12 protein-coding genes are annotated in these 10536 nt (G+C 61.2%); all 12 read left to right on the top strand.

The window, feature by feature from the left end:
• The coding region (locus tag Q0176_RS04730; protein WP_299299738.1) for an aspartate/glutamate racemase family protein at positions 1–323 on the top strand (323 nt) is incomplete at its 5' end.
• 88 nt (positions 324–411) lie between these two features.
• Positions 412–1140, top strand: a complete 729-nt coding sequence (locus Q0176_RS04725) for an aspartate/glutamate racemase family protein (protein ID WP_299299737.1) — start codon at positions 412–414, stop codon at positions 1138–1140.
• A gap of 63 nt (positions 1141–1203) precedes the next feature.
• Positions 1204–2571 carry an allantoinase AllB gene (gene allB / locus Q0176_RS04720; protein WP_299299736.1) on the top strand — a complete coding sequence of 456 codons (1368 nt, stop codon included), beginning with the start codon at positions 1204–1206 and terminating at the stop codon, positions 2569–2571.
• A gap of 122 nt (positions 2572–2693) precedes the next feature.
• Positions 2694–3899: an ABC transporter substrate-binding protein gene (locus Q0176_RS04715; RefSeq protein ID WP_299299734.1), complete on the top strand. Its 1206-nt coding sequence runs from the start codon at positions 2694–2696 to the stop codon at positions 3897–3899.
• Between the two features lie 252 nt (positions 3900–4151).
• Positions 4152–5012: a branched-chain amino acid ABC transporter permease gene (locus Q0176_RS04710; RefSeq protein WP_299299732.1), complete on the top strand. Its 861-nt coding sequence runs from the start codon at positions 4152–4154 to the stop codon at positions 5010–5012.
• A 13-nt stretch (positions 5013–5025) separates the two neighbouring features.
• A complete protein-coding gene (locus Q0176_RS04705) occupies positions 5026–6036 on the top strand; it encodes a branched-chain amino acid ABC transporter permease (RefSeq protein ID WP_299299730.1) in 1011 nt (336 codons plus the stop codon).
• A complete protein-coding gene (locus Q0176_RS04700; protein WP_299299728.1) occupies positions 6033–6815 on the top strand; it encodes an ABC transporter ATP-binding protein in 783 nt (260 codons plus the stop codon). The genes Q0176_RS04705 and Q0176_RS04700 overlap by 4 nt, the downstream gene beginning before the upstream one ends.
• Positions 6815–7543, top strand: a complete 729-nt coding sequence (locus Q0176_RS04695) for an ABC transporter ATP-binding protein (protein WP_366797173.1) — start codon at positions 6815–6817, stop codon at positions 7541–7543. The genes Q0176_RS04700 and Q0176_RS04695 overlap by 1 nt, the downstream gene beginning before the upstream one ends.
• Before the next feature lie 205 nt (positions 7544–7748).
• Entirely contained in the window at positions 7749–8285 is a 537-nt protein-coding gene (gene uraD, locus Q0176_RS04690; protein WP_299299726.1) for a 2-oxo-4-hydroxy-4-carboxy-5-ureidoimidazoline decarboxylase, read from the top strand.
• Between the two features lie 318 nt (positions 8286–8603).
• The gene (locus Q0176_RS04685) at positions 8604–9587 is read left to right on the top strand and encodes a TRAP transporter substrate-binding protein (protein ID WP_299299724.1); all 984 of its coding nucleotides are present in this window, start codon (positions 8604–8606) and stop codon (positions 9585–9587) included.
• The gene (locus Q0176_RS04680) at positions 9584–10126 is read left to right on the top strand and encodes a TRAP transporter small permease (RefSeq protein WP_299299722.1); all 543 of its coding nucleotides are present in this window, start codon (positions 9584–9586) and stop codon (positions 10124–10126) included. Before Q0176_RS04685 ends, Q0176_RS04680 begins: the two co-directional genes overlap by 4 nt.
• On the top strand, positions 10123–10536 hold a 414-nt coding region (locus Q0176_RS04675), incomplete at its 3' end, for a TRAP transporter large permease subunit (RefSeq protein WP_299299720.1). The genes Q0176_RS04680 and Q0176_RS04675, both read left to right, overlap by 4 nt.

Raw genomic sequence — 10536 nt, 5'->3', positions numbered from 1 at the left:
GCGCTTCGGTTCGAACGGTCGACATGGACGTAAAGCAATCTTTCGACGACCTGAAGGCGGCCAACACGGCCTTTGCCCGCGAGGCGAGGCGGGCCGTGGAGGAGGACGGAGCCGAGGTGATCTGCCTGGGCGGAGCAGTTTTCGCCGGCCGGGACCGAGCGATCGGCGAGGAGGCGGGCGGGGTGGTTTGCATCGACGGCCTGTCCGCAGCCCTCAAACAGGCGGAGGCCTACCACCGCCTTGGTTACACGAGCAGTAAGGTGGGGCTTTTCGAGATTCCACGTACGAAGGTCCGGACCCTGCCGGGCGGTGTGGAGGCGTAATCGGCGGCCGTCGGAGGGTTTATGCCGGGCCGCTCCCGTGGAGTTCGCGGCATGTCCGTCATTTTTGGAATAAAGAGGTGGTATCGAAATGAAACTGTTGGTCATCAATTCCAACATGAACCGCGAGATCACGGACAAGATCCGTGAGGTTTCGCGCAGGCTGGCGAACCCCGGTACGACGGTGGACGTGATCTGTGCGGAATGGGGCGTGCCCGTGATCGAGGGGAACTATGACGCAGCCTTTGCCGCCCTGGCTACAGTCGATCTGGTCAGACGTCACGAGAAAAACTACGACGCCTTCGTCATCGCCTGTTACTGCGATCCGGGGCTCTATGCCGCCCGAGAACTGACGAACAAGCCGGTCTATGGCATCGCTCAGGCCTCGATGCTGGCGGCGTGTTCCTTTGGACATCGATTCAGCATCCTGTCCCCCTTGAACCGCTTCAAACCGGTGATTGAGAGTCTGGTCCGCTATTACGGCCTGGAGGCCCTGTGCGCTTCGGTTCGAACGGTCGACATGGACGTAAAGCAATCTTTCGACGACCTGAAAGCGGCCAACACGGCCTTTGCCCGCGAGGCGAGGCGGGCTCTGGAGGAGGATGGAGCCGAGGTGATCTGTCTGGGCGGGGCCTCTTTCTCCGGGCGGGACCACGCGATCGGCGAGGAGGCGGGCGGGGTGGTTTGCATCGACGGCCTGTCCGTGGCCATCAAACAGGCGGAGGCCTATCACTGCCTTGGGTATACGAGCAGCAAGGTGGGGCTTTTTGAAGCTCCGCGCGTGAAGACCCGGGTCCTGCCGGATGGCAGAGAGGTTTGATAGGGGTTTCATTCGAAAAGCCTCGGAGGTCAGAGGCTTGTCCTCCTGGACGGAGGTTTGAAAATGGACTGTGATCTTCTGGTGAAGAACGGCCGGGTCGTTTCGGCCGAGGGGATCGACGCGGCCGACGTGGCCGTGAAGGACGGGCGGGTGGCCGCGCTGCTTGCGCCCCATGTGCGGGACGGCGTCCGGGCGGCTCAGGTCCTCGATGCGGAGGGCAGGCTCGTGATGCCCGGAGCGATCGACGTCCACGCACACCTCAACGATCCCGGCTTCACCTGGCGCGAGGATTTTGCCCATGGGACCGCGGCGGCGGCGGCGGGCGGCGTGACCACGGTGGTGGATATGCCCCTGCAGAACGAGCCGGCCCTGACGGATGCCGCGATTTTTGCGCGCAAGTTCGAGGCCGTTCGGGACGAGGCCCTCGTGGATTATGCCTTTTGGGGCGGACTGACGGGGGACAACCTCGACGAAATGCGCGCCCTTCACGACGCGGGCGTCACCGCGTTCAAGGTTTTTCTGGGGCCCGTCTCTCCGGACTATCGCACGCTCACCCTGGGGGTCGTGCGGGAGGCCCTGGAGGTCGCCTCCTCTTTCGGCGGCCTGGTCGGCTTCCATGCCGAGGACTATTCCATCATCCGGCACGAGGAGGAGCGCGCCGTGTGGGAGGGCCGGACCGGCCGCATCGACTTCCTGCGCTCGCGTCCGGTGGAGGCGGAGCGGATCGCGGTCGCCGGGGTGATCGAACTGGCGCGTGCGACCGGTGCGCGGGTGCACATCTGCCATGTCAGCCACCCCAGGGTGGCGGAGCTGATTCGTGGGGCTCAGGCCGAGGGGCTGCCCGTGACGGCCGAGACCTGTACGCACTATCTCGTCTTCGACGAGACGGACGTCCTGGAGCGGGGGATGCTCTTCAAGTGCGCGCCTCCGCTGCGGGATGCGGCGGCCCGCGAGGCGCTTTGGGATTATGTTGTCGACGGAACCCTGGCCTGCGTGGCCTCCGACCACTCGCCATGCGCCCCCCGGGAGAAGGACGAGGGGGAAGGGGCCTTCAAGGCCTGGGGCGGGATCAGCGGTATTCAGAGCCTGATGTCGGTCTTCTTCGATCGCGCCGTGCACCGCCGCGGGCTTTCTCCCTCCCTCGTCGCCGCCCGGCTCTCGGAGGGGCCGGCGCGGATCTTCGGATTGTGGGAGCGGAAGGGCGCCGTCCGGCCGGGGGCGGATGCGGACCTGGTGATCCTGGATCCCGACCGGGAATGGCGGATCACGGAGGATTCCCTTCAATACCTCAACCGCATCTCGGCCTTCGTCGGCCTGGAGGGGCGCGGGGTTCCCGAGACGGTTCTGGTGCGTGGGCAGGTTGTTTGGGGCGGCGGGGCCGTGCGGGTTTCGCCGGGCTACGGGGAGCTGGTCAGGCGCCGGACCCCTTGAAAAAAAAGAGCGGCATGCGTAGGGGGTGGGGGCATCCCCCCTCGCCGGGCGAGGGAGTTCTTTCCTCTCGCCGTTCATCATCGTCTTTGGGGCAAAGGCCCCGGGAGAGGAGCGTGTTTTTGATGGGCAGGTTCTGTTTTTCGTCTCGTAAGGCATTGGCGTCGGTGTTGGTCGTCCTGCTTTCCCTGTCGCTCTGCAGCGCGGCGCTGGCGGCGGAGAAGGAGCTGAAGATCGGCGTGTTGGGCGTCATGAGCGGGCCGGCGGCCTCCTGGGGGCTGGTGAACCGCTATTGCGCCGAGGCGTCCGCCAAGATGATCAACGACAAGGGCGGCTTCCAGATCGGAGAGGACACCTACAAGATCAAGATTGTCGCGGTCGACGACCGCAACGACCCCAAGGTCTCCGTGTCGGGAGCGGAGCGCCTGATCTACGAGGAGGGCATCCACTACATCATCGGGCCCAACATCGACCCGACCTCCATGGCCATCGTCCCCGTCATCGAGAAGGGCAAGGCCATCAGCATTCCCTATGCCTTCTCCAAGAAGCTCTATACCGCCCCGGCCAGCAACTCGATTCTGGGCATGATCGCGTCCTATCAGGCGGGCCCTGTCATCTACTCCTACCTGATGAAGGAGAAGGGGATCAAGAGCATCGCGTTCGTCGCGCGCAACGACTCGGAGTCCCTGAACCAGAGGGATGAGGGCGTGGAGGCCGCCAGGAAACTGGGCCTTGAGATCCTCGCCGAAAAGGACACCTACGAGCCCGGCACCACGGACTTCTTCCCCGTCATGTCCAGCGTCGTGGGCAAGAAGCCCGACCTGCTGGTGCTCTCCGGAGCCGCGCCCGCGGACACGCCCCTGCTGATCAAGACGGCACGCGAGCTGGGCTTCGAGGGCATCCTCAGCACGGAGACCGCCCAGGACGCGAAGGTGATCGCGGAACTGGCCGGCGACGCGGCCAACGGCTTCATCTCCGTGGGGGGAGCGAGCACCCCGGAGATCCGCAGCGCGTACATGGAGGATTTCATCAAGGAATACGAGAAGGTCGCCGGGGAGTGGAACGACGAGGCCGGGACGAAGGTCTATGCTCTCGAGATCATACTGAACACGCTGAAGCAGGCTGGGCCGGAGGCCATTGACGACGTGGAGAAGTTCAAGGCCGCCATGGAGACCTTCTCCATGCCCAACCCGTATCTGAAGGACAACCGGCCGCTGCACTACATCGGCACGCCCTACTTCGGCCAGAAGCGCCAGATCTCCATCCCCATGGTCGTCACCGTGTTCGAAGGCGGGGACTTCAAGACCCTCTTCGTCGGCAGCGCGGAGTGACGGGACGGGGGGCGCCGCCCCCCAATCCCCCGGCCGGGGAGCCGGTTCCCCGGCGCCCCTACGGGCCTGTCCCACCGGGGGCGTGTCCCCGTGGCGGGACGGGCGAGGGGGCAGGGGGCTCGTCCTCCAGGGAAGCCCATAAGCGGACGGCCGGTGAAAAACGACAAACCGCGCCGTCCGCTTATGGCGGGGTTCGGGGCAGGCCCCGAGTCATGCTTCGGGGCCTCGCCGTCCCGATAGGAGGGATCGTTTTTGGGACAGGTACTCTTCAACGGACTGTACACGGGGGCTCAGTACGCGCTCATAGCCTTGGGACTGACGCTGATCTTCGCCCTGATGAACGTTTTGAACTTTGCCCACGGTCAACTTTACGTCCTGGGCGGATTCGTCACCTACTACGTCTACGGAGGCATGAAGCTGCCGTTCGTCGTCGCGCTCCTGGCGTCCGCTCTGACGCTGGCCGTCGTCGGCTGTCTCTTCGAGCTCCTCTTCTTCCGGCCGGTATTGAGGCGCAGCGTTCGGGAGGAGAGCACGATGCTCCTCTCCGCCGGGACGGCCATGATGGTGGAGAGCCTCGTGCTCATCTTCTTCGGGGAAAAGCATCGGGGGGTTCCGGCCGTCGTGAGCGGGGTCTTCAACGTCGGAGGGGTCTTCATCCCCAAGGGCAGGCTTCTGGTGATCGGACTCTCCTGTCTGTTTATCGCGGCGTTCATCATTTTCATGCGCTACACCCGACCGGGCCGGGCCCTGAGGGCCATGGCCCAGGATGCGGAGACCGCGCGGCTCATGGGCGTCAACGTGGGGCGCTACGCCATACTCGGCTGGGCCCTGGCGGCGATGCTGGCCGGCCTGGCGGGGGCGATGCTGGTGCCCATCTCGGGCGTCAACGCGGGACTGGGCCAATGGATCTCCGTCAAGACCTTCATCATGGTCATGATCGGCGGGGCCGGCGCCATCTCCGGCGCCATCCTGGGCGGACTGGCCCTGGGCATGCTCGAGTCTTGGGGCTACTATTTCTTCCCCGGCGGAGAGACGTACCTGATCATCTTCGTGGCCCTGATCGTCTTCCTTGCCGTGCGCCCCAACGGCTTGATGGGCAAGGCCGTAAGCTGAGGAGGGCGGTCTCATGAAAATGAAGAAAATCGCGCTTTTAGCGGTATTCCTGCTGATTTATCTCGTGGCCATTCCCCTTGTGTTTCGGGACAGGCCCTATTTTCTGAGGGTCCTCACCACCGCGTCCGTCCTGAGCGTGATCAGTGCGGGGGTGTGGCTGATCTTCTATATCGGCCGCATCAACATCGGGCAGGGGGCCTTCGCCCTGGTGGGGGGCTATACCTCCGCGATCCTCGTCTCCCGGCTGGGCTGCTCCTTCTGGACGTCGCTCGTGGGAGCCATCCTCGTGACCGTGCTGCTCAGCGTGCTGATCGGGATGCCCCTGCTGCGCCTCAAGGGCGTCTATTTCTCGATGATCACCCTGAGCCTGACGGAGACGGCGCGCCTGGCGGCCCAGAGCTTTCCGTCGATCACCAATGGGGCCAAGGGGATTCTGAACCTGCCCCTGCCCGGAGCTCTGAGCGTCGGCGGGCTGACCCTGATCCCCGACTTCTCGGCCGTCGACAAGCACCTGGCGTTCTACTACCTCGGCGCCTGTTTCCTCATCATCGGGTTCGCCGCGCTCTACCGGATCGTCAACAGCCGCCTGGGCTGGCTGTTTCGTTCGCTCCAGCAGAACGAGGACCTGGCGTCCTCCTTCGGGGTCGACGTCCCCAGGCTGCGCGTGATCGCGCTGGCCATCTGTGCCGCATTCGCGGGGGCCGGCGGGGCGTTCTTCGTGACGATGCACCAGTCCGTTTATCCCGCATCCTTTACGGTCCAGGATTCCACCTATTTTCTGCTCTACTGTTTTCTGGGAGGGCTGGGGAGCGTCTGGGGTGCGCTCGTCGGCACGTTCGTCCTCTTCATCAGCTTCGAGATGCTCCAGGGACTCAACCAGTATCAGCCCCTCATCTACTCCTTGATCATGATCGGCATGATGCTCTGGCTGCCCAACGGGCTGCTGAGCCTCAAACTGCCCTGGGGACGCAGGCGCTTCCTCTGCGCGCCCGATCCCCAGGACGAGGGGGAGGAGGGACGATGACCATGCCCCTGCTGGAGGTCAAGAACCTGACCAAACGATTCGGCGGCCTGGCGGCCGTGAACGACGTCTCCTTCTCCGTGGAGGAAGGGGAGATCCTGAGCCTTATCGGCCCCAACGGCGCGGGGAAGAGCACGCTCTTCAAGCTGATATCGTCCTTCCTCCACGCTTCGTCCGGAAAGGTCGTCTATCGGGGCGAGGACATCACCTCGATGTCGCCCCACCACGTCGCTCGCAAGGGGATTGTCCGCACCTTCCAGGAGACGACGATCTTCCGGAACATGACGGCGATCGACAACGTGGTTGTCGCGCACCATCTCCAGAGCACGGCGTCGCTGACCGGCTTTTTTTTCGGGACCCCCGCGGCGCGGCGGGACGAGGCCCGGTTTCGGGAGAGTGCCGCGGAGATCCTGGACTACCTGGGCCTGCAGGATGTGAAGGAGATGCAGGCCTCCACTCTGCCGCATGGCTACCTCCGCGCACTGGGCATCGCCATCGGGATGGCGGCGCGGCCGAAACTGCTCTTGCTGGATGAGCCCTTCGCCGGCATGAACTCCGACGAGACGCAGCACGCCATGCGGATGGTTCGCGGCATCCGGGACCGCGGCGTAACGGTCCTGCTGGTGGAGCACGACATGCCCGCCGTCATGAGCATCAGCGACCGAATCGTGGTGCTGAACTTCGGAAAGAAGATAGCGGAGGGCGTGCCCGCCGCTATCCAGTCGGACGAGGCAGTCATCGAGGCCTATCTCGGGCACGAGGACGAGGAGGTGGGGTTCTGATGCTCGAGGCGAAGAACATGAACATCACCTACGATTGCGTCCGGGCGCTCCGCGGTGTATCCATCTCGCTGAACCGAGGGGAGATCGTGACGCTGATCGGGGCCAACGGTGCGGGAAAAACCTCGGTGCTCCGTGCGATCACAGGGCTCCGCCGCCCGGATGCCGGGGAGATCGTCTTCGAGGGAGAGCGGATCGATCACCTTGCGGTGGAGGAGATCGTCAAGCGGGGAATCACGATGGTCCCGGAGGGGCGGCACGTGTTTCCCCTCATGACGGTGAAGGACAACCTGCTGATGGGGGCGTTTCTGAACCGTCGGCGTGCGGAGGTCGAGGAGTCGCTGGAACGGGTGTTCACCCGGTTCCCCCGCTTGAAGGAACGTATCGGGCAGACCGCCGGGACGATGAGCGGGGGCGAACAACAGATGCTCGTCATAGGCCGCGGCTTGATGGCACGTCCCAAGCTCCTGTTGCTGGACGAGCCGTCGCTCGGCGTGGCGCCGATCTTCGTACAGGAGATAGCCCGGGCCATCGTCCAGATCAACCGGGAGGACGAGGTCGGCATTATCCTGGTGGAGCAGAACTCCCGGATGGCCCTGAAGATCTCCCATCGCGCCTACGTGATGGTGACGGGCAGGGTCGCCCTGGAGGGGAGTTCGGCGGAGCTTCGCGATGACGAGCGGGTGCAGAGGGCCTATCTGGGCGGAGATGTCGGGGAAGGCCATAAGTAGTTTTTATACATCCCGTCGACTGCGCTTGGCGATCGAGCGATAGGGGGAGAAACGTTTTCGTCCATGTCGTCGTGGGCGGGCTGGTGGGCTTGCTGCCGAACCTGAGGTGGGCGTGTTTCGTCGCTCTGGTTTCGTTGGCGGCGCTCCCCCTCGAAATTTCCGAATGGGGACATGGCCAGAGGGGCTTGGAACGGAGGAAAAAGGGATGAAGACGACAATGTCCGATTCGCGAATTGCCTTGAACGATCTGAACGGAATGGAGGAGGAGCGTTTTGTCCGCCTGCTTGGTGCGGTGTTCGAACACTCCCCATGGGTGGCCTCCGCGGCTTTCGCACGGCGTCCTTTCGAAAACCTGGCCGAGCTTCACGAGGCCATGATGGGGGCTGTCCTGTCCAGTTCCGACGATACGGTCCTTCAATTCCTGTGCGCTCACCCCGAGTTGGCGGGCAGGGAGATGCAGGAGGGGAAGCTGACGGAGAACTCCTCACTGGAGCAGGCCCGTGCCGGCCTCGACGCTCTCGCGCCCGAGGAGTTTCGGTGCCTGAATTCGCTGAACGCCGAATACAGGGCAAGGCATGGTTTCCCCTTCATCGCCTGTGTCAGACACTACACCAAGGAGGGTATTTTTTATGAGCTGTCGCGCCGTCTGGACAGGTCGACGGCGGAGGAGCGGCGTACCGCGTTGGAACAGATAGCAGCCATATCCCGCATACGTCTTGAAGCATTGGTGCGGGATGAGTAGGAGCAGAGCAAAGCAAAGGGAACGTAACTGATTTCTTTTTGATCATTCTAAATCGAGAAAGGGGCAGGCTAAAACGAAACGTTTTGTTTTATAGCTGTTTTGAGTTCAGCCTTTCTTCCCTCGGAAAAAGGAGGCGTTCAACCCTCAAAGCGACAGACGACGTACTTGATGAGCGATCTTTCCAAAATCTAAAGGATGTGGAGCCGATAGGGAGAATTTCCGGTATGAAAAAATGGAATGTTATCGAATGTTATCGGTTAAGTGAGAGGAGTATCGGGATATATTTCATGAAGGATCTATTTTAAAGGAGGTCTTTTGATGAAGGTCAAGGCATTGTTTTTGGGCGCACTGGTGTTTTCCCTCCTTGTTTCTCCGGCCTCGGCTGCCAAGGTTCTGCGATTGGCGGGCAATATACAGCCCGAGCATTCAAGCAGCCGCGCAATGGAGATTTTCAAGACGAAACTGGCGGAATATTCGAAGGGCGAGCTCACAGCAGAGGTCTTTCCCGGGCTGCAGCTGGGCGGAGCGGCGGAGAATGTCGACCAGGTCCGGAACGGGACCATTTTTGCAACATGGTTGACGATCGGTTATCTCTCTCGTACCGTTCCCGAATTGGAAGCGGTGAGCATACCTTTCATCTTCCCGGACAGGGACGCGGCATTTCGAGTCATGGACGGCAAGGTAGGAGATCTTCTGAACGAACGGCTTGGAGAAAAAGGATTCCAGGCACTGGGATATATGGAAGTCGGCGCTCGGAATGTCACCAACAATATCCGTCCTCTGAAGTCCGTCGAGGATTTCAAGGGACTGAAGATACGTCTCCAGCCCAATCAGACGCATATCGCGACCTTCGAGGCTTTAGGAGCGAGTCCTATCGCGATGGATGTGAAGGAGGTCTATCAGGCACTGCAGCAGGGAGTCATTGATGGACAGGAGAATCCTTTTGCCCTGATCCGGGCCAGTCGGTACAACGAGGTACAGAAATACCTTTCCGATACCGCTCATTTCTTCGATTTTGTGATCGTGGCCGCCAGCAAGAAACAGTACGATAGCTTCAGTGAAGAGGAAAGAACGGCAATAGAAAAAGCGATGGCCGAGGCAGTGGCCTGGCAGCGCCAGACGGCGGTTACCGAGGATGCCGAGAGCCTCAAGTTCCTTGTGGATTCGGGAATGCAGTTCGATCCCATTTCTCCCGAAGTTCGCGCTGTTCTGCGTGAAAAGACGAAAGCCGTAATCGATCAGGTAAAAGCAAAGGTCGGCGACGAGCTTGTCAATGCCGTTTTGGCAGAGATTGCGAAATGAAGGGAGAATGCCATCAGCCAGCGGATTCGACTAAGGCCGAATCCGCGGTCCTTCTTCTTTGTCTCAAATTGCTCGAGTTTATTGACAAAATTTCCCGATGGGTACTTATCGTCAATATGCTCCTGATGACCCTGTTGGTCGTTTTTCAGGTTCTGACCCGTTATCTTTTTTCCTATTCCATTGCCTGGGCCGATGAGGTATCCCGGCTTACCTTTGTGTGGGCCATGTTCTTGGCTATCCCTCATGGTCTCAAGGCCGGGGTGCATGTGGGGATCGATATTCTGGTCAGAAAACTTCCCACGACCTGGTTCGAGGGAGTCTCCCGAGGCATGATGATGTTTTGCGCCTTGCTCTGTCTGGTCGTTTTCTACTATGGTATCGGGGCGACCCGCGAAAAAATGCAGGAGCTCATGCCCATTCTCAATTTTACGGCGGCCGTCTACTACATACCCATCCTGATTTCCATGATACACAGTTTTTTTCACCTTATCCTTCAGGTGATTTTCGGAACTAAAATCTGGGAGGGCAGAAGCCCATGAGTATCGTGATCGTCCTTGTCTTTGCAGTATTGGCTTGTTTGGGCATGCCTTTGGCTTTCACATTGGGTTTTGCCTCTTTGGCAGGGCTCTTTATGGGCTCTATCGATTTCGTCGTGATGCCGCAGCGTATGATGCACGCAATCGACTCTTTTCCCCTGATTTCCATACCGCTTTTTATGGTGGCTGGGGAACTGATGGTTGAGGGCGGGATCATGGACCGGCTCGTCGACTTCGCCAATAGTGTGGTGGGACGGGTACACGGAGGACTTGCGCATGTTGCGGTTCTCACGGGCGCTCTTCTCGCCTCGGTCAGCGGCTCGGCGGTTGCCAGCGCCAGTGCGATAGGAAGCTCCATGGTCCCCTCTTTGAGAAAATATTATGACGACGGCTATTCCAGCGCCGTTATCGCT

Source organism: uncultured Fretibacterium sp., from assembly GCF_938040765.1.
In the GTDB taxonomy this organism is placed as follows: domain Bacteria; phylum Synergistota; class Synergistia; order Synergistales; family Aminobacteriaceae; genus CAJPSE01.
Note: the sequence above shows the minus strand (reverse complement) of the source record. Positions and strands in the feature narration are given on the sequence as shown.